24 protein-coding genes and 1 riboswitch are annotated in these 24240 nt (G+C 37.0%); of the genes, 1 reads left to right on the top strand and 23 read right to left on the bottom strand.

The window, feature by feature from the left end; translation table 11 throughout:
• Positions 1-224: 224 nt before the first annotated feature.
• The 17 genes from rpe to RYO55_RS07280 all read right to left on the bottom strand — a co-directional run bounded on the left by rpe (position 225) and on the right by RYO55_RS07280 (position 17702).
• Positions 225-875 carry a ribulose-phosphate 3-epimerase gene (gene rpe / locus RYO55_RS07200; RefSeq protein WP_314984849.1) on the bottom strand — a complete coding sequence of 217 codons (651 nt, stop codon included), beginning with the start codon at positions 873-875 and terminating at the stop codon, positions 225-227.
• 1 nt (position 876) lies between these two features.
• Positions 877-1740 (bottom strand): ribosome small subunit-dependent GTPase A, encoded by an 864-nt coding sequence (gene rsgA, locus RYO55_RS07205; RefSeq protein WP_287511223.1) that lies wholly within the window; start codon positions 1738-1740, stop codon positions 877-879.
• 8 nt (positions 1741-1748) lie between these two features.
• On the bottom strand, positions 1749-3674 hold the full coding sequence (gene pknB / locus RYO55_RS07210) for a Stk1 family PASTA domain-containing Ser/Thr kinase (RefSeq protein ID WP_308521113.1): 1926 nt from the start codon (positions 3672-3674) through the stop codon (positions 1749-1751).
• Between the two features lie 27 nt (positions 3675-3701).
• Positions 3702-4403 (bottom strand): Stp1/IreP family PP2C-type Ser/Thr phosphatase, encoded by a 702-nt coding sequence (locus RYO55_RS07215; protein ID WP_302498641.1) that lies wholly within the window; start codon positions 4401-4403, stop codon positions 3702-3704.
• Complete coding sequence (gene rlmN / locus RYO55_RS07220) at positions 4396-5442, bottom strand: 23S rRNA (adenine(2503)-C(2))-methyltransferase RlmN (RefSeq protein ID WP_295814115.1); 1047 nt, start codon at positions 5440-5442, stop codon at positions 4396-4398. Before rlmN ends, RYO55_RS07215 begins: the two co-directional genes overlap by 8 nt.
• An 18-nt stretch (positions 5443-5460) precedes the next feature.
• Positions 5461-6816: a 16S rRNA (cytosine(967)-C(5))-methyltransferase RsmB gene (gene rsmB, locus RYO55_RS07225; RefSeq protein WP_295814111.1), complete on the bottom strand. Its 1356-nt coding sequence runs from the start codon at positions 6814-6816 to the stop codon at positions 5461-5463.
• Positions 6797-7591 carry a DUF116 domain-containing protein gene (locus RYO55_RS07230; RefSeq protein WP_295814108.1) on the bottom strand — a complete coding sequence of 265 codons (795 nt, stop codon included), beginning with the start codon at positions 7589-7591 and terminating at the stop codon, positions 6797-6799. Before RYO55_RS07230 ends, rsmB begins: the two co-directional genes overlap by 20 nt.
• Positions 7575-8585: a methionyl-tRNA formyltransferase gene (fmt, locus tag RYO55_RS07235; protein WP_295814105.1), complete on the bottom strand. Its 1011-nt coding sequence runs from the start codon at positions 8583-8585 to the stop codon at positions 7575-7577. The genes RYO55_RS07230 and fmt overlap by 17 nt, the downstream gene beginning before the upstream one ends.
• On the bottom strand, positions 8578-9066 hold the full coding sequence (def, locus tag RYO55_RS07240; RefSeq protein ID WP_295814102.1) for a peptide deformylase: 489 nt from the start codon (positions 9064-9066) through the stop codon (positions 8578-8580). The genes fmt and def overlap by 8 nt, the downstream gene beginning before the upstream one ends.
• Before the next feature lie 13 nt (positions 9067-9079).
• A complete protein-coding gene (gene priA, locus RYO55_RS07245; RefSeq protein WP_314984852.1) occupies positions 9080-11263 on the bottom strand; it encodes a primosomal protein N' in 2184 nt (727 codons plus the stop codon).
• A gap of 62 nt (positions 11264-11325) precedes the next feature.
• On the bottom strand, positions 11326-12516 hold the full coding sequence (gene metK / locus RYO55_RS07250; protein ID WP_295814096.1) for a methionine adenosyltransferase: 1191 nt from the start codon (positions 12514-12516) through the stop codon (positions 11326-11328).
• A 49-nt stretch (positions 12517-12565) separates the two neighbouring features.
• Positions 12566-12666, bottom strand: a riboswitch (SAM riboswitch).
• 59 nt (positions 12667-12725) lie between these two features.
• Positions 12726-14375, bottom strand: a complete 1650-nt coding sequence (locus RYO55_RS07255) for a SulP family inorganic anion transporter (protein ID WP_295814093.1) — start codon at positions 14373-14375, stop codon at positions 12726-12728.
• 51 nt (positions 14376-14426) lie between these two features.
• Positions 14427-15626, bottom strand: coding sequence for a bifunctional phosphopantothenoylcysteine decarboxylase/phosphopantothenate--cysteine ligase CoaBC (gene coaBC / locus RYO55_RS07260; RefSeq protein ID WP_314984853.1), 1200 nt, complete (start codon positions 15624-15626; stop codon positions 14427-14429).
• 52 nt (positions 15627-15678) lie between these two features.
• The gene (gene rpoZ / locus RYO55_RS07265) at positions 15679-15894 is read right to left on the bottom strand and encodes a DNA-directed RNA polymerase subunit omega (protein WP_004695660.1); all 216 of its coding nucleotides are present in this window, start codon (positions 15892-15894) and stop codon (positions 15679-15681) included.
• A gap of 4 nt (positions 15895-15898) precedes the next feature.
• Complete coding sequence (gene gmk, locus RYO55_RS07270; protein ID WP_004695659.1) at positions 15899-16528, bottom strand: guanylate kinase; 630 nt, start codon at positions 16526-16528, stop codon at positions 15899-15901.
• 11 nt (positions 16529-16539) lie between these two features.
• The gene (gene remA, locus RYO55_RS07275; protein WP_314984854.1) at positions 16540-16806 is read right to left on the bottom strand and encodes an extracellular matrix/biofilm regulator RemA; all 267 of its coding nucleotides are present in this window, start codon (positions 16804-16806) and stop codon (positions 16540-16542) included.
• Positions 16807-16820: 14 nt separating this feature from the next.
• Positions 16821-17702 carry a YicC/YloC family endoribonuclease gene (locus tag RYO55_RS07280; RefSeq protein ID WP_314984855.1) on the bottom strand — a complete coding sequence of 294 codons (882 nt, stop codon included), beginning with the start codon at positions 17700-17702 and terminating at the stop codon, positions 16821-16823.
• A gap of 127 nt (positions 17703-17829) precedes the next feature.
• On the opposite strand from RYO55_RS07280, the gene RYO55_RS07285 reads away from it, so the two are divergent.
• A complete protein-coding gene (locus RYO55_RS07285; RefSeq protein ID WP_314984856.1) occupies positions 17830-19548 on the top strand; it encodes an NFACT RNA binding domain-containing protein in 1719 nt (572 codons plus the stop codon).
• Between the two features lie 158 nt (positions 19549-19706).
• On the opposite strand, the gene RYO55_RS07290 is transcribed toward RYO55_RS07285, so the two are convergent.
• The 6 genes from RYO55_RS07290 to der all read right to left on the bottom strand — a co-directional run bounded on the left by RYO55_RS07290 (position 19707) and on the right by der (position 24233).
• Positions 19707-20174: a hypothetical protein gene (locus RYO55_RS07290; protein ID WP_004693228.1), complete on the bottom strand. Its 468-nt coding sequence runs from the start codon at positions 20172-20174 to the stop codon at positions 19707-19709.
• A gap of 11 nt (positions 20175-20185) precedes the next feature.
• Positions 20186-20677 carry a pantetheine-phosphate adenylyltransferase gene (gene coaD / locus RYO55_RS07295; RefSeq protein ID WP_314984857.1) on the bottom strand — a complete coding sequence of 164 codons (492 nt, stop codon included), beginning with the start codon at positions 20675-20677 and terminating at the stop codon, positions 20186-20188.
• Positions 20678-20681: 4 nt separating this feature from the next.
• Entirely contained in the window at positions 20682-21233 is a 552-nt protein-coding gene (rsmD, locus tag RYO55_RS07300) for a 16S rRNA (guanine(966)-N(2))-methyltransferase RsmD (RefSeq protein ID WP_314984858.1), read from the bottom strand.
• 67 nt (positions 21234-21300) lie between these two features.
• Complete coding sequence (locus tag RYO55_RS07305; protein ID WP_295814072.1) at positions 21301-22299, bottom strand: NAD(P)H-dependent glycerol-3-phosphate dehydrogenase; 999 nt, start codon at positions 22297-22299, stop codon at positions 21301-21303.
• A 3-nt stretch (positions 22300-22302) separates the two neighbouring features.
• The gene (plsY, locus tag RYO55_RS07310; protein ID WP_118091445.1) at positions 22303-22899 is read right to left on the bottom strand and encodes a glycerol-3-phosphate 1-O-acyltransferase PlsY; all 597 of its coding nucleotides are present in this window, start codon (positions 22897-22899) and stop codon (positions 22303-22305) included.
• The gene (gene der / locus RYO55_RS07315; RefSeq protein WP_314984859.1) at positions 22899-24233 is read right to left on the bottom strand and encodes a ribosome biogenesis GTPase Der; all 1335 of its coding nucleotides are present in this window, start codon (positions 24231-24233) and stop codon (positions 22899-22901) included. The genes plsY and der overlap by 1 nt, the downstream gene beginning before the upstream one ends.
• Between the last annotated feature and the right edge of the window lie 7 nt (positions 24234-24240).

Raw genomic sequence — 24240 nt, forward strand, 5'->3', positions numbered from 1 at the left:
GTCACCCAAAATTAGGCACAGTACCGAAGTCCACTGACGTGCATATTTTTCATACCCAATAATTTTAACAAAAAAATAAGGTAAAAGCAAGCAAGGAGTGAGGATTTCTTAAAGAATTCCTCACTCCTTATTTTAATTAAATTTACTGCAGTATTTCTATCATCGATATAATAAATCTATCTTTAAATTTTTCTCATAAATAAGTATACCTAAAGCTAAATTATTTAATTATTGCGAATGGATTCAATCATACTTGCACGATTTTCTGCTCCAAACACTGCAGAACCAGCAACTAAAACTGTAGCACCCGCTCTTTTAATTGGTACACAAGTAATATCGTTAATACCACCGTCTACCTCAATAACTGCCGTTGAATTATCCACTTCTTCTAACAATATCTTAGCTTGTTTAACTTTTTTTATAGCATTCTTAATAAAAGATTGCCCTCCAAATCCTGGATTCACAGACATAATTAAAATCATATCTAAATCTGCAGCTACATCTTCTAGTAAAGATACAGGTGTACTAGGATTCAATGCTATACCAGCCTTCATCCCACATTGCTTAATATGTTGAATCAAACGATGCATATGGGGTACAGTTTCTTGATGAAAAGTAAAATATTCTATACCAATTTTTGCAAATTCTTCTACATAATCACTAGGATTAGTAACCATTAAATGCACATCAAATGGCAATTTTGTATATGGACGAATTGCTTTCACAATAGGAGCACCAAAGGTTAGATTAGGAACAAAGTGTCCATCCATGATGTCGATATGTAGTAAGTCAGCCCCCGCTGCTTCAATAGATTTTAATTCTTCGCTTAATATCGCAAAATTTGCGGAAAGCATAGATGGTGCAATTTTTATCATATTAAAACCTCTTTCGTTGACTTTCTATATCATCACGTATAGACATATAAGCATCATATCGTCCTTGATGAATATGACCAGCTTCTAAAGCAGCTTTAATTCCACAAATTGGTTCATGCTCATGATAGCAAGGATTAAATTTACAAGTATCAACATATTCACCAAATTCTGGGAATAAAGTAGGCAATCTTTCAAGGGAAACATCATTAAATTCAATAGCGCTAAAGCCAGGTGTATCCATGATGAAAGAATCTGCATCTAAACTATATAAGGAAGCGTGACGAGTGGTGTGTTTACCACGTTTAATCTTATCACTTACCTCCCCAGTCTGGAAGGCAAATTTTGAGTCTACTGCGTTTAAAAGACTACTCTTACCAACACCAGATGGACCTGCAAAAGCCGTTACCTTATGTTGAAGCACATGACGTAAATCATCGATGCCTGTCATATTATATGTGGATGTCATCAAAACCTTATAACCAATTGATTTATAAAGATCAACCATAGTTTCCGTCTCTGAATCCATCAGATCACATTTATTGATACATAGCACGATAGGTATATCCGCATGTTCAATCATAACGAGCATTTTATTAAGTAATAGCTCATTAATATCTGGTTCATGGGCAGCCACAACTAATACAACTTGGTCAATATTAGCTACTGCTGGACGAACCATTGAATTATGACGTTCGTGGATGGATTCAACGAATCCATCCTCTGAAATCGTAACGCGGTCCCCCACAAGTAAACTATAGCGCCCCTGCTTAAGTCTGCCACGAACCTTACATTCATGAATGGTACCCGTATCATCTTGTACATAAAAGTACCCATTCATATTTTTGACAACAATGCCTGTAATCATAGTACCTCTTATAATGCAGTTTCTTGCACTAATGCACCATTGAGGTACACCTCAATACGTACATTACCTACACCAGAGACTTTTCTAACAACACGATCTCCAGGTTTATTCGTATCATCATAGATTACGGCAGAACCCTCATCGTCCTTTACAACAATTTTAAGTTCTTGATTTTTAGAACCAGCTGGTACAGTAACGTCTATAGTACCAGTTGTTTTATTACCACTGTTTCCATCTTTCTTTTCAGATTTCTTTTTATCATCTTTGAACTCAGTCGTAAGATTTAATGTGGAACCTTCGTCAATTTCATCGCCAGCTTTAATACTTTGCTCTATAACGACAGATTTTTCTTCCACAGATCCAGATACTTGGTTTACACCTAGTTGAATATTACTCAATGTATCACGAGCATCTTTTAATGTCATACCAACAAGATTAGGTACTTTGACTTTCTTAGCCTTCGCTTTATTTACAACGAGATCAATAGTTGTCCCTTTAGACACTTTAGAATCTCCGGAAGGACTCTGAGCAATAATTACACCATCTTTTTTACCATCTACAGATTGCTGTGTTATTTTCCCCACAACTAAACCTAAATCTTTAAGTCGTTGACGGGCTTGATCGACAGTTAAATCAGTTAAATCTGGCACCGTAATATCGCCTATACCTTTAGAAACTACAAGATGGATTGTCCTTTGCTCTTTAACCTTTTCTCCAGCCCCAGGTGTTTGAGAAATAACTTGACCAGCTGGCACATCAGGATTCGTAACTTCACTTGTAGACACACGCAAATGTTTATCTTCTAAGATATTTTTTGCTACAGAAACTTGTTTGCCTACCACATTAGGTACATCGACTGTTGTATTACTCCAGAAATTTCCGTAGCTTAAGAAAGCACCCAAAAATGCTACTAAGAAAATGACAGCAGCACCTAGAACGATGTATTTTTGTGGAATCGATGCAATTTTACTTAACATACTCTTCTTTTTATCCTCGTCTTTACGTTCTTCTTGAATAGTACTAAGATCTTCAAGTGCTTCAGGATCAACCGCAGGAATCATTTGTGTAGCAAAATCATATGGTTCATGACGTTGTGTTTTCCCCATCGTAAAACCTTGAGATAACCGCAAATCACTGATCATATCAGAGATAGAATCAAATCGATCTGCAGGATTTTTAGATAATGCTTTCATAACAACAGCTTCTAAAAGCGGAGGAATTGATGGATTATATCGAGTTGGAGGTTCTACCTTCTCACGAACGTGTTTTAATGCTACTGCAATTGGCGTTTCCCCTTCAAATGGTACACGACCTGTAAGCATTTCATACAATACGACACCCAGTGAATAAATATCTGTATTTCCATCTACCGGTTTACCACTAGCTTGCTCTGGTGATAAATAGTGTGCAGAACCCAAAATCGAATTCGTATACATAACTGTGTTAGTTGCATTTATTGCACGAGCAATACCAAAGTCAGTTACTTTAACGCGACCTGTATTGGTAATAATAACATTATGTGGTTTTATATCACAATGAACAATGCCCATTGTATGAGCGTGTTCTAAGCCTTCAGCTATGGCGATAGTAAATTTAACAGCCTCATCTATAGACAGTCTTCCATGACGAGTTATATATTTTTTTAAGGTTTCACCATCTACATATTCCATGACAATGTAATGTAGATTTTGGTCAAAACCTACATCATACATATTTACAATATTTGGATGATTTAATTTACCTGCTGCTTGTGCTTCTCGTTTAAATCGAGTCACAAATTCATCATCATTTGCAAAATTAGCATGCAATACTTTTATTGCTACTTGTCTACCTAGTAAGGTATCTTCTCCAAGGTATACATCAGCCATTCCACCAACGCCAATTTTATCAACAATTCGGTAGCGGTTATCTAGAAGTATACCTTTTATATTCATAGTACTCATTATTTCTCCATTTCTAGATTAGATTGTTCCCACCACAATGGTCACATTATCTCCTGCTCCGACTTCATATACAGCTTCCATCAATGATTCAATAACCAACATATCATCATCCGTTGATTGTAATACAGAGGCAATTACATCATCGGATACATAGCCACTTAATCCATCAGTGCAAAGTAAAATACGATCACCGGGAAGAATAGATTCTACACCACTATCAACCTCTAAGATTTCATCAACACCAACTGCGCGGGTTAATAAATTACGTTGAGGGTGATTTAGCATTTCATCCTTTGTAATCTCTCCAGCTGTTAATAATTCTTGTACCATAGAATGATCTGTAGTAATTTGTCGTAAATGACCATCTCTATATACATACAAACGACTATCACCAACACTTGCCCAGTAAAGTTGATTACCATTTATAGCTGTAACTACAGCAGTAGTACCCATACCAGCAAGACGTTCTTCACAAGCAACGCGATTTACAATACGTTGATTAGCGTGAATGATAGCATCACATAAGTCTTGTTGACCTATCGTTTCAAGGGAGGACAAATATTCTTTTATTTCATCTACAGCATAGGTACTTGCGATTTCACCACCGCTATAGCCACCCATACCATCAGTAACAGCACAAATATGGCCATCAATGAAGAAACGGTCCTCGTTACGCTGGCGCACAAGCCCAATTTTACTTAAACCAACAAAATTATTCATGATTCTCCTTTTTCCGACCATGAGCAGCCTTTAACTGCCCACATGCGGCTTGGATTGCATCGCCCATTTCCTTGCGTACCGTTACTGATACACCATAGGAACTAACGATATCTTTAAATGTATTCATATTCGTAATAGATGGTTTATATAATTCAATATGTTCATTGCCATTAACTGGGATCAAGTTAACATGACAATTTGGGAAATCTTTACATATTCGCCCCAAAGCATGAGCCTCCTCTATAGATGCATTTACAGAATCTATGAGAATGTACTCAAAGGTAACACGACGCTGTGTCGTATCATAATAATATTTTACCGCATCTAAGACTTCCGTCAATTCATAACGGGCGCCAACAGGCATAATACTACGACGAACTTCATTATTTGTAGCATGTAATGAAAGTGCCAAAGTTATTGGAAAACCTTCATCAGCTAATTTATAAATATTAGGAACCCAACCACAAGTGGAAATCGTCATCTTACGATAGCTAATATTACAAATCATAGGATCATGTAGTAGTTGTAATGCTTGTAATACATTATCATAATTTTGTAACGGCTCCCCTGCGCCCATAACGACAATAGAGTGTATTTCCTCTTTAGTAAGAGCCCCAAATATAACAACTTGACCAATAATCTCAGCAACTGTTAAATCTCTGTATAAGCCACCTTGTGTAGAAGCACAGAACACACATCCCATAGCGCATCCCACTTGAGAGGAAACACATACAGAATACCCATAGTGTTGCTCCATCAAAACGGCTTCCACACGACTTTGATCTGTCATCTCTACAAGAATTTTGCGAGTCTTTCCATCAGGGGCAATAGACTCTGTAATTAATGTAGGTAAAGAAATGACACAATTATCATTTAGCCATTGACGCAAATTTTTCGGAAATTGTGTCATTTCATCAAAATCAAAAACATATCTATGATAAATATAGTCAATTAACTGTTTCGCTCGAAACTTTTGTATATTATGGGTCTTAAAGATAGATTGTAATTCTTCTAAAGACTTACCCAATAATTCTATCATGGTACTCCATTTCTTATATTATGATAAGCGTTTCATGCGAGCCATAAAAAAACCATCCATATGATCTCGCGGCGGATAAGTTGTAATCATACCATCTATAGCTTGTGGTGCCCCTTTATATGATACAGGATCGATGATAAAGTTTTTATGAATTGCCAAAAACTTTTCTAAAACATCCTCATTTTCACCACTATTTATAGTACATGTGGAATAAACTAAATATCCATTAACCTTAACCATTTCAGAAGCTTTTTCTAATATTTCAAGCTGTAACGGCGGCAGTTCGTTAAGTAAAGCTTCTGTTTTTCTCCAACGCATGTCTAATTTCTTTTGTAATATACCTAGACCAGAGCACGGAGCATCAACTAAGACACGATCAAATTGTTCTTTCCAATTATCAGGTAGATGACGACCATCTTGAAGCTTAGTAGAAATAATAGATATACCTAATCGGTCAGCATTCTGATTCATGAGGTTTAATTTATGGTCGTAAATATCACAACTCATAATAGCCCCTGTATTATTCATAAGACTTGCCATATGCATGGACTTGCCACCTGGTGCAGCACAACAATCTAAGATACGCTCTCCTGGTTGAGGGTCAACTACATGGGCAACTAGCATAGATGCTTTATCCATAAAGGTAATATGACCTTCAAGAACAGGTTTGGCTTTTTCTAAATAACCTTGATGACCATCAACATAAACTGCTTCAAGGATATGTTTATCCTGTTCTACAATCCAACCTAAATCTACTAGCTCTTTTAAACAATCCTCAATAGATACTTTCACCGTATTTATGCGAGCTGTCAAACGTGGTTGTTCATTAAACCAAGCACAAAGATCTACTGTCTTATCTTTTCCCATTTCTTTTATCCATAAGTTAACAAGCCATAATGGTTGATTGTAGATAAAGGAAATTTCTTCAGCTTCGGACTTAGCTAGTTCACCAATAGAAATGCTATCACTTTCACGTAAAACCGAACGCAATACAGCATTTACAAAACCCGATAATCCTCTAGTTAGCTTTTTAGCAAGTTTAACAGATTCATTTACAGCCGCACTTTCAGGAACCTTATCCATGTAGATAATTTGGTATATACCAAGTCTAAGAATTTCCACAACCATAGAAGATAGTTTCTTTAAAGGTCGTTTTGCAAAGTGAACAATAATAGCATCCAAATAATTTTTTCTACGAATGACTCCATACACAAGTTCAGTAAAGAATCTTCGATCTAAATCGGATAGATGATATTTCTGTAAATACTCTTGCAACTTAATATTTGCATAGGCGCCATTGCGATTAATATCACTTAATGCTTTTACAGCGAGCAAGCGAATATTCTGTTGTTGATTAGTCTTTACTTCTGTCATCGCTATTCCTACCAATCAATTGTTCTACTACTGCTCGAACACGTTCAGGGTCTACTGTTGTATTACAACATGGCCCATTAGGGCGTTCATTTAATACGCCAATAACTGGGATGGGAAATACATCAGCCATACCGCTTGCTAAATCTCGTTCGCAAGCTATTGCTACAATAGCTTTTGGCCGCGCTTCCTTTACCTTCATTCGCGCTAAAGTACCTCCGGTGACAACTATAAATTGACACCCGTAGTCTTTTGCAACTTGTAATAAATTACCAACTTGACATCGCCCACACTGCTTACAATTATATACATCATGTGTAACCTTATGAACACACGAGCTTTCTTGTAAACAGTGAGGTGTTAACAATAATATACGTTCTGGATCAACTGTATACATATCTAACATTACCAGATGATTAATTAAATCAATCATAGATTGACGTAGTTGATCTTTAGTAACCCCTCTCACCTTACCAATCGCCAAAGTCAATGGAAATAATCCATAAATAAACTGATTAGCTAGTCTTAAAACAATAGGATGTAACCGTATAATACCTAAACTAGCAACAATTAGGGATGCGCACAATATCCATATGACACCAATAAGGATAGAAATAACTACACTACTTATAATAGGTGCAATTGAATGTAATTGTGAAAGCCCAGGCTCTAATATATACATTAGAAAACCTAGTATTGCTGTGAGCAAAGCACAAGTAATAGTTGATAATATCAAGTATAACGGATACGTTTCGTACTGCTTATATTGAGTCCTCAAAAACGATACCTTCCTTTATCTGATGTCCATTTATAAAATCAGTGGCACTAATACGTTTCTTATTTTCAGGTTGCACTTCTGTTAGTAAGACTATATTTCCATCCCCACAGAATACGCCTAAACCCGCTATTTTAGATACGACTGTACCAGGTCTAGTTATAGCTGATAACGCAATTGGCACATGTTTTCCATGAATATCTATCAAACAATGAGTCGTATCACTTGGAACCACTTCTCCAGACCATACTTTTAAACGTTTTCCGTCGAGGTAAGTATAACATCCAGGTGCTGGATTAAGTCCTCTAATGAGATTTACAATTTCATTAGCAGGCTTAGACCAGTCAATCTGCCCCATTTCCTTTGTAATCTTAGCAGTGTGTGTTGCCATTGTATCATCTTGTGGAGTAGCCACAATTTCTCCATTAACCCAACGAGCTAATACAGGAACTATAATTTCTCCCCCAAGTACAGCTATACGTTCAAATAACTGCCCTGTCGTTTCACCTGGTAAAATATCGGTTTCCACAATGTCGATGATGTCACCTGTATCAAGACCATCATCCATATGCATTATGGTAACACCCGTTTTAGAGTCCCCATTAATAATTGCATAGTGAATCGGTGCAGCCCCTCTATAGCTAGGTAAAATCGAAGCATGTACATTAATACAGCCATATTGTGGCAGCCTGATTAACCACGGTGGTAAAATCTTTCCGTATGCAATAACCACCACTACATCTGGTTTCAATGCTTCTAATTCAGCTCGAACTTGCTCATCCCGTAATGTAACAGGTTGAAACACTTGTAAATTATGTTCAAGAGCAGCAACTTTCACAGGAGGCATTTGAACTTGTTTACCACGCCCTTTTTGTTTATCAGGCTGACAATACACGCCAACAATAGAATGACCTGCTTGAATCAAAGCCTCTAAGGTCGGTACAGAAAAGTCTGGCGTCCCCATAAAAACGATGCGCAATTGTTTATTATTAGACAATTTCTTTCTCCTCTGGATGATCAGTAATCAATCGTAAGTTAGTTGCTTTTTCAATAAACAAATGACCTTCCAAGTGATCGATCTCATGTTGGAAAATACGTGCTAAAAATCCTTCAGCTTTAATAATTACCTTTTTATTATGTGGATCAATACCTTTAACGGTAATTTTATTAAAGCGTTCTACATCCCCAAAATAGCCTGGTACACTTAAACAACCTTCCGGTCCAACTTGAGAGCCTTCAGCATGTGTGATTTCAGGATTGATTAATGCAATAAGTCCACTACCAGCTTGATCATCTACTACGATAATTCGTTTAGAAACAGCTACTTGAGGTGCAGCAAGACCAACACCTTCTGTCTTATACATAGTTTCAGCCATATCATCGATAAGGGCTCTAAGTTTTTTATTAACATGCTCTACAGGTTCCGCCACTTGTTTTAAAACGGGATGACCTGCTTTTACAACATCTAATACAGCCATTGACACTCCTATACTACACGGGGTCCACGTCAATCAGCAGTCCTTCTTGCGTGAAAATCCATGAGTTATATATATATTCTTTCAAATTCGTTAAATCAGTACCGCGAATCATAATAGCTAGACGATACATATCACGCACCTTTTTTATAGGTGCTTCGTAAGGACCATTAATCAAAATATCTTGATTCCCCTTATGAGCCTCCAAATCATTTACAATATGATTTGCAATAGACTCTAATGTCTCCATATCTTGATGACGTACTACCATGTGAATCATCTCTCGAAATGGAGGATATCCTAAGGCTTTACGATTTTGAATTTCTTCATTGTAAAAGCCTACATAATCATGAGCCTTACTCTTTATTATAGCATAATTTAACGGATTGTATGTTTGTATTACAACGCTTCCCATTTTATCGCCACGACCAGCGCGTCCAGAGGTTTGAGTAAGTAAATCAAAGGTTCGTTCAGCAGCAGTATAAACAGGAATATTTAAAATTGAATCGGCCGTTAAAATACCAACAGCTGTTACATCTTTAAAGTCATGACCTTTAGATACCATTTGTGTTCCTAACAAAATATCATATTTATGAGCCCCAAAGTCATGTAGAATATCTTCTGCTAATTGCTTATTTTTTGTCACATCTTGATCAAGGCGGGCAATGCGAGCCGATTTAAAATGACGTCGCAACTCTTCCTCAACCTTTTGTGTACCTGAGCCAAAGAATTTAATGCGTTTACTATTACACTTCGGACAAACCGTTGGAATCGGTTCGTGATGTTCACAATAGTGACAGCGTAATTCCTCACCTGCTTGATGATAAACCATAGCTACATCACAATGAGGGCACATAATAGTTTCCCCACAGTCTCGGCACATAACAAAAGTACTATAACCGCGTCTATTTAACAGAATAATCATTTGATTATGCTCATCCAATGTATGTTGAATTAAGCGACTCATGGCATCAGAAAAAACGGAGTAGTTGCCATGAAGAATTTCTTCTTTCATATCTACTATGCTAACCTTAGGCATAGGCTGGTCAAAAATACGATGTGGCAGTTCTAGTAAATAATAATCTCCTTGCTTAGCTTTATAGTAGGAAGTAACAGATGGTGTAGCGGAACCTAAAATAACGGGACAACTATGGACCTCTGCACGCCACAACGCCACATTACGTGCATGATAGCGGATCATATCCTCTTGCTTGTAAGACGTATCATGTTCTTCATCGACCACAATAAGACCGATATCCTCAGCTGGCGCAAATACGGCTGAACGTGCGCCAATAATAATGTGACTATCCTTACGTCGCAAGCGCTCCCAATTATTGTTCCGTTGTTGTACCGTCAATTTACTATGAAATACTACGACTTCATCACCAAAGGTTTCTACAAATCGTCGCACGATTTGATCTGTCAATATAATTTCAGGCACCAAGATAATAGCCGTCTTATCCTGACTAATGCATTTAGCTGTAGCACGTAAATATAATTGAGTCTTGCCACTACCAGTTACACCATGAAGTAAATAGGTTTTATGAACATGGCTATTCATTGCTTCTTGTATTGGTTCATATACAGCTTGTTGAGCTTCTGTAAGAGGAATATTAACCTCTTCTGTTAAAAGCTCATCAAATGTTGTTTTTGTGGCTTTGAAGCGTGATTCAACAGTGATTCCCTTGGCTTCACTTACTTGCTTTATAACCATGCGAGAAAAGCCCTTAGCCAATAGTAATGCCTTAGATGCTCCACCCACTTCAAGTAAGTATTTTGCTAATTCGCGCTGCTTCTTTTTTCGTTCACTAAATTGTGCCACCGAAAATTCTGGCATGACTACAAGCCATTCTTCCTTTGGTGCCTCGTAGGATTTTAATGTCTTATTCACCGTAAACAATCGCAACGCATCACCATAGGAGAATAAATAATACTCATTTAGACGACGGGCCGTATCCATCATTTCTGGTGTAAACCAAGGTTCACTATCTAATACTTGTACGATATTTCGTAAAGTGAACTCTGGTGGCTCAACTAACTCATCGTAACCAATGAGAATACCTTCTTCACGACTATGTCCTAAAGGAATGAGTACGCGCGTACCAGGTAAAACATTACCAAACTTTTCAGGCATTAAATAGCTCAAAGGTTTATGAAGTTGTTTGGCCGGTCTGTTAATTATAACTTGTGCTACACGCATACATTATTTCCTTTCGTTTATTATAAAAGGTCTCAGTAGAAATTCTACCAAGACCTTTTGTATTATAAGCCAGCTTCTTCTTTTAGAATTTGTGCTTTATCTGTACGTTCCCAAGGTAAATCCACATCAGTTCTACCAAAGTGTCCATACGCTGCTGTTTTGCGATAATGAGGCTTTAATAAATCAAGCATTTCAATGATTCCTGCTGGACGAAGGTCGAAATGTTTCTTAACAAGCTCTTGAATTTTTGTTTCCTCTATGCGACCTGTACCAAAAGTATCAACTAAAATAGATACAGGATGAGCAACGCCAATTGCATAAGCAACTTGCACTTCACATTTATCAGCAAGACCTGCTGCTACAACATTTTTAGCTACATAACGCGCTGCGTATGCTGCGGAACGGTCTACTTTAGATGGATCCTTACCGGAGAATGCACCACCACCATGACGAGCCATACCACCATAAGTATCCACAATAATTTTACGACCAGTTAAACCAGCATCACCATGAGGTCCTCCGATTACGAAACGACCAGTTGGATTGATGAAGTATTTTGTATTTTTATCAACAAATTCAGCAGGCAACGCTGCGTCAATTACATAACGCTTCAAATCAGCTTTAATTTGTTCTTGGGTCACTTCAGGGCTATGTTGTGTAGAAATAACAATTGTATCAATGCGTTTAGGTTTACCATCAACATATTCTACAGTAACTTGAGTTTTACCGTCTGGACGTAAGTAAGTTAAGGTCCCATCCTTACGAACTTCTGTAAGACGACGGGATAAACGATGCGCCAAAGAAATTGGTAACGGCATGAGTTCAGGCGTTTCATTAGATGCATATCCAAACATCATACCTTGGTCACCAGCACCGATCTTATCAAGTACTTCACCATTGCCATCTTTTGATTCAAGTGCTTCATCAACGCCCATGGCGATATCCGCAGATTGTTCATCGATGGATACAAGTACACCACAAGTATCACAATCAAAACCAAATTTTGCACGAGTATAACCAATTTCACGAATTGTATCACGTACGATGCGAGGAATATCTACATATGTGTGAGTAGATATTTCACCTACTACATGAACTAAACCAGTAGTAACTAAAGTTTCACAAGCCACACGAGCAGTTGGATCCTTTTCAATAATCGCATCCAAAACAGCATCAGAAATTTGGTCAGCTATTTTATCTGGATGGCCTTCAGTAACAGATTCAGAAGTAAAAAACATATGTTTTTCAGCCATTTTATCCTCCTAATACGAAAAAAAGTCTCTCATGCACTCATGAGAGACCCTCCCATCTAACGACATTTGTCATAGGAATTAGCACCTTTTCCGCTTGGAATGGTTGCTGTAGCTTCACAGGGCCTATCCCTCCACTACTCTTGATGAGTTACAGAATTATTATAGTGTATTTACAGTGAGAAAGCAAGTCATTATTATACTTCTCTTGCCTATTTTAAAGCTAAATCATGTTCAGCCTTATGAAGGGCACTTTCAAACTGACGATACATATGATGACGGCCCAGAATATCCAAGAAATCAGATTTATACATCTCTCTACGTATATCGTAACTCACATCACTCAGCAAAACTTCTATGCCTCTTTTTTGAAGTTCTTCAATAATACCACGTAGAATACGTAGACCCGTCAAATCTACAAATGGCACTTTTACAAAGCGAATGATTAAATATTTAGGATCTTTATGTATAGAGTTTAACGCTCTATCAAATGCACTTATTGCACCAAAGAATAATGGCCCCTCTACGGTGTACACCATTATTTCTGGATGAATTGTAATTTCATGCCTAATTTGTGCTGATAATTCGGCACTACTTGCTTCATGCACATCGATTGTTTTAACCATTTTACGCATGAACTGTAATACGGCAATCACTACACCAACATTTACGGCTACTACCAAATCCGTAAAAATTGTCAGGAAAAAGGTAAGCAGTAAAATTACTTGATCTGGGCGAGGTGCAAGAATAAGCATTCGTATAAAACGTGGTACATCACTCATATTGTAGGCTACAACAAATAATATGGCTGCCATAGATGCCAACGGAATATACACTGCATAAGGAGCCAAAAATAATAAGATAGCACCTAGTGTAATGGCATGAACAATGCCTGCCACCGGAGAATTACCACCTTGTCGAATATTTGTAGCAGTTCGCGCAATAGCACCGGTTGATGCAATTCCACCAAACAATGGCGCAAATATATTAGCTAATCCTTGTCCAAACAGTTCAGTATTAGATTCATGTTTGGTACCACTCATACCATCAGCAACAACTGCAGACAATAAGGATTCAATAGCGCCTAGCATAGCAATTGTAAAAGCTGGACCAATTAAGGATAAGATTTTATCAAAGCTCAATTTGGGTACAGAAAACTCTGGCAAACCTTGAGGTATACCACCAAAAGCACTACCAATGGTTAAAACCGTAGGAAATTGGTAGATCGCTTGAATAACCGTAGCAACAACCATAGCTACAATAGGAGCCGGAACTCTATTGATATAAGGGATTTTAGGTAAAACTAACAGTAGACTTAAGCTTAAGAGCGCAATACCCAATGTAGGTAAGTCAGAGTATGGTAAGGACTGAATCATAGCCCATAATTTTTCATGGAAATGAGCCATATACGGCAACTGCGGAAAGCCAAAGAAATATGGCCATTGCCCCACCCAAATCGTAACACCAATACCTGCAGTAAAGCCCATGATAACAGGTGTTGGTATAAACCGAATCACCGTTCCTAACTTTGCAGCGCTCATTAAAACGAGAATAATCCCTGCCATCATTGTCGCAATTTGTAAACCTTCAAAGCCATAATTGACAACAATACTACTTAATAAAACGATAAATGCCCCTGTAGGTCCCGCAATCTGAACGGGAGATCCACCAAATAAGGACACAAAAATCCCTGCAATGATTGCCGTATATATACCTGCCTGAGGTGTAACTCCACTAGCTATAGCAAAAGCCATCGCTAAAGGCAGTGCCACAACCCCTACGACTAATCCAGCAATAATATTATTACTCCATTGTCCTTTTCCTAAGGAGCCCGCTAAATACGCTTTTTGTATAGCAAACATATAACAAAAACACACCCTTCTTAAAACAACATACACTAAAATTAATTTATGTTAGCTTTGTTTGTTTGCTACTAATTCAATAACCTCTTTAAGAATATGTCGAGCAAGGTCGGTTTTTTTCATATTAGGCATTTTTTTAGGCTCTTTATTAGGATATAAGAAATAGCCTTCATTTGTATCTACATTAAAACCTGCATTAGATTTGCTTACATCATTGGCCACAAGCATATCTAAATTTTTTCTAGCCACTTTATCTTGACCATACTTGATTACATGTTCTGTTTCTGCCGCAAAACCAACTAGAACTTGATGCCTTTTTTTAGAGCCCAACCCTTGTAGAATATCTGGATTTTTTACAAGTTCTATGGTCATAGACTCCATTTTTTTTATTTTTTGCTCTGCTTTATGAAGGGCTCTAAAGTCAGAAACAGCGGCGGCCATAATAACTACATTGACATCATTGTAACGAGCTTCAACAGCCTCCTGCATGGATAATGCAGAATCTACAGAAACAAAGTCTACGCCACTTGGTACAGGTAAAGATGTGGGAGCGCTTACTAAAATCACCTGAGCCCCCATGCGTGCAGCTTGATCTGCAATAGCATATCCCATCTTACCACTAGAGCGATTTCCGATATACCGAACAGGATCGATATTCTCCTGTGTTCCACCAGCTGTAACGAGTATAGTAGTACCTTCAAGCTCATTGGTACTGAACATTTTAGATTCTAGCCACTCCACAATTGCTTCTGGTTCCGCTAAACGCCCTACACCAGTAATGCCACAGGCTAACCAACCTTCTGCAGGGTCCATAATATGGTAGCCCAGAGAACGTAATCCTTCTAAATTGCGTTGTGTAATAGGATTATTATACATTTCTGTATTCATAGCAGGACAAAGATACTTAGGTGCTGTAGTGGCCATAATAGTTGTAGTTAACATATCATCAGCAATGCCTGCATAAATTTTTCCGATCACATTTGCTGTTGCAGGCACAACTACATATGCATCTGCCCAGGTGGCCAGTGCAATATGTTCTACATCCCACTGATGGACTTGTTCAAACATGTCTAGAGCTACAGGATGTCCACTGATTTCGCCAAACGTTAAAGGTGACGCAATATGCGTTGCATTTTGTGTCATTACAACCTTTACTTCAGCCCCTTTTTTACGAAGTCTGCTTACCACTTCAATTGCCTTATACGCTGCAATACCTGCAGATACTGCGACAATGATATGTTTTCCGCGCATGTTCTTCTCCTTTTAAAAATTCCTTGTATCAATGATACAAGGAATTGATTTTTTATTTAATGCCTTCTTTAGTGCGTTTATATGTCACTTCACCTTCAGCAATTTCATAAAATGCCAAAGATACAGGCTTGTCAGTCGCATGTGTAGATTCTGCTAAGCAAGGTTCTCCATCTGTTAATTCGCGAGCGCGTTTAGCCGCTAAAGTCACCAATGTATATTTGCTATCTACTTGACTTTCCAATTTTTTCAATGGAGGTTTTACCATCATACTATCACTTCTCCTTAGACTCTTGATATTGTTTATAAATGTATTGAATTTGCTCTTTATTACGACTTATCTTACAAGATTCAGCTCGCAAGATAGAAGCAACCTTTTCAGAAGCCTCTGCTAAATCATCATTTACGACGATATAGTCATAGCGATGAGCTAAGGCCAATTCTGAACAAGCCAATGACAATCGTTTATCAATGACTTCTTTAGCATCTGTGCCACGGTTATGTAAACGCTCAGATAACTCAGATAATGACGGCGGTACAATGTAAATAAATACGGCATCACTAAAACGTTCCTTAACCTGCATAGCGCCTTGAATATCAATTTCTAATAGTACACTTTTTCCATCATCTAATAAATCCATTACATGTTGTTTTGGAGTACCATAGTAATTATCATATACCTTAGCATACTCTAAGAATGCGTCTTCACTAAGTAAAGACTCAAATTCCTCTTTAGAGCGGAAGAAATAGTTAATTCCTTCCTTTTCACCCACACGTGGAGCACGGGTTGTCATAGAAACAGAATAAACTAAATTAGGCATTTCTTTGCGAATATTCGCACAAATCGTACCTTTACCTGCGCCAGATGGCCCGGATATAACGATTAATAATCCTCTGTCTGACATATGCACTCCTATTATTCCACTGTATCTACATCCACATCATGTTGCACAAGTCGATGTGCTACGGTTTCAGGTTGAATTGCAGATAATACAATTTGACCACTATCCATAACTAATACAGCACGAGTCTTACGACCATATGTGGCATCAATGAGCAATCCCTTATCTCTAGCATCTTGAACCATCCGCTTTATAGGGGCGGATTCAGGACTAATAATAGCCATAACACGGTTAGCAGATACCATATTACCAAAGCCTATATTCAGTAATTGAATACTCATTCATAGACCTCCTATTACTCTACATTCTGTACTTGTTCTCTAATTTTCTCTAACTCACATTTAAGTTGAACCACAAACTCAGTAACAATCGAATCCATTGCTTTGGAGCCGATTGTATTTACCTCACGATTCATTTCTTGCAAAATAAAATCAACCTTACGACCGATTGAATTTGTATCTGCAAGTGTATTTTTTAATTGTACCACATGAGAGGTAAATCGGACAATCTCTTCGGTAATATCCGTCTTATCAGCTAATAGAGCAATTTCTTGTATAAAACGATCTTCACTAATACTCGCTTCTAAAGAAATTAAATATTCCTGAATCTTAGTTTTTATATGCTCCCGATATGCTTCTACAACACCAGATTTATTAGTGTCAATTTTAGTAATGATTTTTTCAAGTGTACCGATACGTTCTAATAGATCCTGATTGATATGTTGACCTTCCGCAGTTCGCATTGCTATTAAAGAATCTAATGCTTGAGTAGTTGCTTCTTTTACAATATCTGAAAGTACCTCTTCAGCAATTGGTGTATCTTGTTGTTGAATCCATTCATTAGAAATCGAATTCACAGCTTGTAAAGGTACCTTTTTGGGGTCATCATAGAACTCCTCTTGTACCAATAACTCTTGTATTTGTTTTCTCAATACACTATTAATGGTGAAAGTTTTAGGTCGCTCTCCTGCATCTTGAATAGAAACAGATACCTCAACCTTACCACGAGTAATACGATCTTGTATCATTCTACGAATAATACTTTCAAAAGGATTCATTTGTTTTGGACTACGAATAAATAAATCCAAGAAGCGTGCATTTACAGACTTAATTTCTACAGTACAGGTAATGCCATCTTTGGTTGCTGTGCCCGAACCAAAACCGGTCATACTTTTCATAAGTCATCCTCCTTAGTAGTTTTTATTATTGTACCACGAATTACACAATCCGTGTTTAAATACTAAGAATTATATGTACACTATGGTATACTAAACTATACTTCTAAATATATTTGAAAGGAGTACTATGAATTTAGACGGACTTACCATGTCTGTACTCGCTAAAGAAATAAACGAGCGATTACAAACAGGTCAAATACAAAAACTATATCAAATAGATAAAACTACATTATTATTTAAAATTCGAGCACTCAACGAAGACCAAAACTTGATCATTACCGTAGGTGCTACACCAGCAATGTATCTTAGTCAACCACTGCAAGATTTACCAAAAGAACCAAGCTCACTTTGTATGTTCTTACGAAAGCATATTGAAGGTAGCCGCATTGTAAAGGTGGAACAAATCAATGGCGACCGAATCATGTGCATCCAAACGGATAAATTGGAAATGGATGGTTCCATTACGAGTACCTACATTTATGTTGAATTAATGGGCAAATATTCCAACTGTATTTTTGTACAAGACGATGTTATTTTAGAATCTTTAATTCACGTCTCTCCACTTATGAACCGTGAACGTTCTATTAGTCCTAAATTGCGATATGAACTACCGCCAAATGCTAATCGCGTAAGCTTAATGGACTTTGATTGTGATGAAATCAAAAATCTACTCACCTCTTTTGGTAATGGTTCCGTACAGCAATCTATTCGATCTATCTTTAACGGCTTTGGCAAGCCTTTATTGGATGAAGTTTTATATATTTCCAAGCTGAATGGTGAAGAAATCATAACTGATTTAGATACTTCCCAATTAGATATGTTTACTAAATCTTTGTATCACCTCAAAGAAAAGCTTGAAAATAGCAATGGTTTGTTTACTTTAATCAACGATAACAATAAAAAGGCTTACGCAAGCATTTTATTACATAACTATAAGGTATTAAAAGAATACAACACTATTTCTGAAGCCTTAGAAGAATCCATTCATAACACAAAAGCAATTCATACAGCTGATAAAGAGTTAGAAAAAATCTTAATAGCAGCCATCAAAAAGGAAGAAGGTCGCCATCAAAAGATTAAAGATGAATTAGAAGATACTAAGAAAATGGAAACCTATAAATTATATGGTGATCTTCTAATGATAAATGCACACCTTCAAGTGCAATACGAACCGTCTATTGAATTGCAAAATCTTCTTTCCGAAGAAAATGAAATCTTAACTATTCCTTTAAAGCCAAACTTAACGATTGTGGAAAATGCACAATGGTACTATAAGCTTTATACAAAACTAAAAAATCGTATGGTTAGCGGCGAGTACCAACTCAATGCAAGTACCACAAAACTAGCATACTTACAATCTATTCTATACAGTATCTCCTTAGCCACTACTCGTGAAAGCTTAGAAGAAATACGCAAAGAATGCATGGATGCAGGTATCATAAAAAAATCAAAAAAACCATTATCTTACAAGCTTGGTAAATCTAACTACATTCACTTAACAATTGACGAAGGTGAAATGTTTATTGGCCGTAACAATCAGCAAAACGAATATTTGACACATCGATTTGCAAAACCAACTGACATTTGGTTCCATACACAGGATATCCAAGGTTCGCACCTTATTTTACGGCTCAATGTTGAACCAAACGATATGATTTTATCTAAAGTAGCACAATATGCAGCCTACTTTAGTAAGGCTCGTGACACTAGTAAGGTTCCTGTAGATTATACATACATAAAAAATATCAAAAAGCCACCCGGATCTCCTTTAGGATTTGTTATTTTCAATACCCATCAAACTATGATTGTTGAGCCTAAAAAACCAGAAAACTATAGAGAAAAATAAAAGCGAAGGTATCCCTTCGCTTTTATTTTTGGCTTATTATTTTGTTCACATTATTTTTACATATTGATCTGAAATTTGATATTACTTATCTTAAATTTTCTATGGAATTAAAATATAAAAAAGGCCAGATATAATATGATATCTAGCCTGTACTTAAATTATTGGTTTTCTTCCGTACGTTGTTCAGTTTGTTTTAAACTTTCACGGTTTTGACGCAAGCTTTCCAATGTTTTCTCTAAGTTGTTTTCAACGTATTTAAGAACATCACCAGCATATTGAATAGAGCTAGCCTTCAATTCATCAGAGGATTGGTTTGCTGCATTAATAATTTGATTGGCTTGTTCTTGAGCTTGTTTTACAAGTTCACTTTCAGCTGTTAATTTAGCAATGTAGTCTTTAGCTTGATCGATCAAAGTTTCAGCCTGACGTTGAGCATCAGCTAACACTTTATCTTTATCTGCTACAATACGACGAGATTCTTCAAGTTCCAAAGGTAAGGATTCCTGAATAGAATCTATAATACGCATAATTTCATCTTCCTCAACCATACGTTTTGTAGTCATAGGAATACGGCTGCTGGATTCAATAAGAACCTCTAAATCTTCTAATAATTTTTCTGTTTTCATACAATTCACCCCTATTTATTATGGACCGTATTAAAGCGTTCTTCAAGTTTTTCCTTAACATCATCCGGAACAAGACCATCTAGCTTTCCACCAAATCTAGCTAGTTCACGAATGCCTGTGGAGCTGACAAAAGAATATTTGTTATTTGTCATAATAAATACTGTTTCAATGTCATCATCCAAATATTTTGCAAATAATGCGCGCTGAAATTCATATTCAAAGTCACTCAATGCACGTAACCCTCGAATAATAATAGTAGCATTCTTGGATTTAACGTACTCGTTGAGCAAGCCACCTGTACAATCAATTTCAACATTAGGAATATGTTTGACAGAATTTCGAATCATCTCAACCCGTTCTTCCATAGTAAATAAGGAATTTTTATTCGGATTTGAGCTGACAGCAATGATTAATTTATCAACCAATCGACTGCCCCGTTCAAAAATATCAACATGTCCATTTGTAACTGGGTCAAAACTACCCGGACATACACCTATACGCACAGGTTTAGCTCCTTTCGGCTATCTTTACAAAATAGGAAACCATCGTATAACCAAATTTCTGTTCTTTTATACACTCCCATGATTCTGGTAAGGTGAAAACCTCATCCTTATGATGTTCTAACAATAAAATTCCTTCAGATTTTAACAAATCATGGTTTACAACCAAATCTATGGTATCTTGTATAAATCCGTTTTCATAAGGCGGATCAGAAAATATATAATCGAACTGTCGCCCCACTATATAATTTTTTAATTGTGAAAGTTTCCTCGGAATGATTTCTAACCGATCATCCACACGACAATGTTTAGCATTCTCTAAAATTAGTTTGCCCGTTTTAAAGTCCACTGCTACTGCATGTGCTGCACCACGACTTAAGGCTTCAATTGCTACTGCACCAGTACCAGAAAATATATCTAGTACATCAGAACCAAATATACCTCTATTTGCTAATACATTAAATACACTTTCACGAACACGATCAAGTGTAGGTCTAGTATCTAATCCTTTAGGTGATTTTATAACATGTCCCTTAGCAGTTCCGCCAATAATTCGCATACAACCCTCACAAGATTATACTCATTAATTATAGTATATAAATAACCAAATTAAAAGTATCTTTTATCTATGATACTTCAATTTTAATATCACGTCCCATCAACTCGCCTAATGCTATGGATGGAGATTTTTTTTCGTATAAAACCTCGTATAAAGCCTTCGTTATAGGCATTTCAATTTGATGTTTACAAGCCATTTTATAAATAATATCTGTGGCAAAAAATCCTTCTACCACCATATTTGTATGATTAATAATATAATCCATCGTCTTACCTGCTGCTAGTTTTTGCCCAGCCGCACGGTTACGACCATGAGGACTCATACAGGTAGCAATCAAATCTCCCATACCAGCAAGACCAGCATAAGTTTCCTTTTGAGCACCTAAGGCTACGCCAAAACGCGTCATCTCATGGAGACCACGTGTTAATAATAAAGCCTTACAATTATCACCTAAGGCTAGACCATCTACAATACCTGCTGCAAGAGCAATAATATTTTTGGTAGCACCAGCTAGCTCAACACCAATGATATCTGTATTTGCGTAAATTCTAAAGTTTTGACTACATAATGCTTTTTGCAATGTTGTAGCCACTTCTAGATTCTCTGTACTCAACACAGAGGCAGCAGGCAAATTACGACCAATCTCTTCAGCATGATTTGGTCCAGATAAAACAGCTAGATTACATCCCACAGAACCAAGAACTTCTTTCATAACAGTCGTTAAAAGTTTTCCACTTGTTCGTTCTACACCTTTTGAACATAAAATATAGGCTTGATTTTTATGAGCATACGGTTTAATAGCCTCTAAACTGGTACGTACATGTACAGAAGGTGTAACCATTAATACCACTTCAGCATTACTAATACAAGCTTCTAAATCAGAACTATATTGTAATTCTTCTGGAAGTTTTACACCTGGTAAATAGTCTTTATTCTCTAAGTCTTTTGCAAGTTTATCTGCAAATTCTGGACGACGACAAAATATAGTTGTAGTATTTCCAGCTAAAACGGATTTAATAGCAAGGGCCGTCCCCCAACTACCAGAGCCGATAACAACAACATTCATTCTTTAATCCTTTTTAATACGCTCTACTTTTAACTCGTTTCCAGCAAGTAGACGCTTAATATTATCCCAGTGACGTACAATGACAAACAAAGCTGCTAACCCACCAAAGCCAACAAACCAGAAGGATTCTCCAGTGAAATACATCAGTAATGGTACTAATGCAGCGGCAATGATAGAGCCTAAAGATACAAGTTTAGTGAAGTATACGATAACACCCCATACCAAAAAGCAAATCAATGCTACTATTGGAGAAAGTGCAACAAGAACACCTAACCCCGTGGCAACACCACGACCACCCTTAAACCCCAGGAAAACAGACCAGTTATGTCCCATCATCCCAAGAATACCACCTAAGATCATAAACATAGGCCCATAAGGTGAGAGTAGCACTACTCCTGCTGCCCCTTTTAAAGCATCACATAAAAATACAGGTAAGGCTGCTTTAAGTCCGATAACTCGATATGTATTAGTAGCGCCAATATTTTTAGAGCCATATTGTCGTACGTCTGTATTAAAGAAAAGCTTACCTATAATTAATCCACTAGGAATTGATCCGATAAGATATGATAATACAGCATATACAATAATCATAATATCCATTAGTCTTCATCATCCCGTTTCTTGCCACGTAATACTAAACGAATCGGAGTTCCTTCAAAACCAAAGGACTCACGCAATCGATTCTCTAAGAAACGCATATAAGAGAAGTGAATTAGCTCTGGTTCATTTACAAATAAAATGAATGTAGGCGGCTTAACACTAGCTTGCGTCATATAATAGATTTTTGGAATTCTACCATTGCGAGATGGCACGGGATTTACGGTTTGTGCATCTTGTAATAATTGATTTAACGTCCCAGTAGATACACGGCGGTATTGTTGTTCAGATACGAACTTCAACATATCAGCTAAACGGTGAATACGTTGCTTAGTTAAAGCAGAAGCAAACAGGATAGGTGCAAACTGTAAAAAACCTAATTCATCATAAATATCTTCAGTAAATCGCAATGTTGTTTTGTCATCTTTTTCAACAAGATCCCATTTATTCACAACAATGACTACACCTTTACCCGCTTCGTAAGCATAACCTGCAATTTTTTTATCTTGTTCTGTAACACCATCTTGAGCATCTAGTACAAGAACTACAATATCAGCACGATCTACTGATCGCAAAGAGCGGACAATACTATATCGTTCAACGGCTTCTTCGATTTTAGACTTACGACGCATTCCCGCCGTATCAATAAGTACAAATTTTTGGTCCTCATGAGTCCAATACGTATCAATGGAGTCTCGAGTAGTACCTGCTACATCAGATACTATTACACGATCTTGTCCTAATAATGCATTAGTCAAAGAAGATTTACCTACATTTGGACGACCAATAACGGCAACATGAATAGTATCTTCATCATCTACATTAGTGCCAACTGGTGGAAAATGTTTAACAGTATCATCCAGCAAATCACCTAAATTCATAAGATTTTTAGCGGAAATGCCAATGGGGTCCCCCAAACCAAGATTGTAGAATTCATAAATATTCGGCTCTTGATTTACACTATCAATCTTATTAACTACGAGTACAACAGGTTTTCCACTAGCTCTAAGAATATTTGCAACTTCTTCATCAGCAGGTACAATACCTTGTTTACCATCGACGACGAATAAAATTACATCCGCTTCTTCAATAGCTAATTCAGCTTGTAATCGCATCATCTTAGGAATAACATGACTATTTTCAGTAATGAACTCGATACCACCTGTATCGATCATTGTAAACTCACGATTTAACCACTCTGCATCGAAGTAAATACGGTCCCTTGTTACCCCCGGAATATCTTCAACGATAGAGATACGTTTATTAACAATGGCATTAAAAAGTGTAGATTTACCTACATTTGGACGGCCTACAACAGCCACTAATGGTTTTGCCATAGTTTCA

The sequence above is a fragment of the uncultured Veillonella sp. genome, assembly GCF_963551295.1.
Classification (GTDB): Bacteria; Bacillota; Negativicutes; order Veillonellales; family Veillonellaceae; genus Veillonella.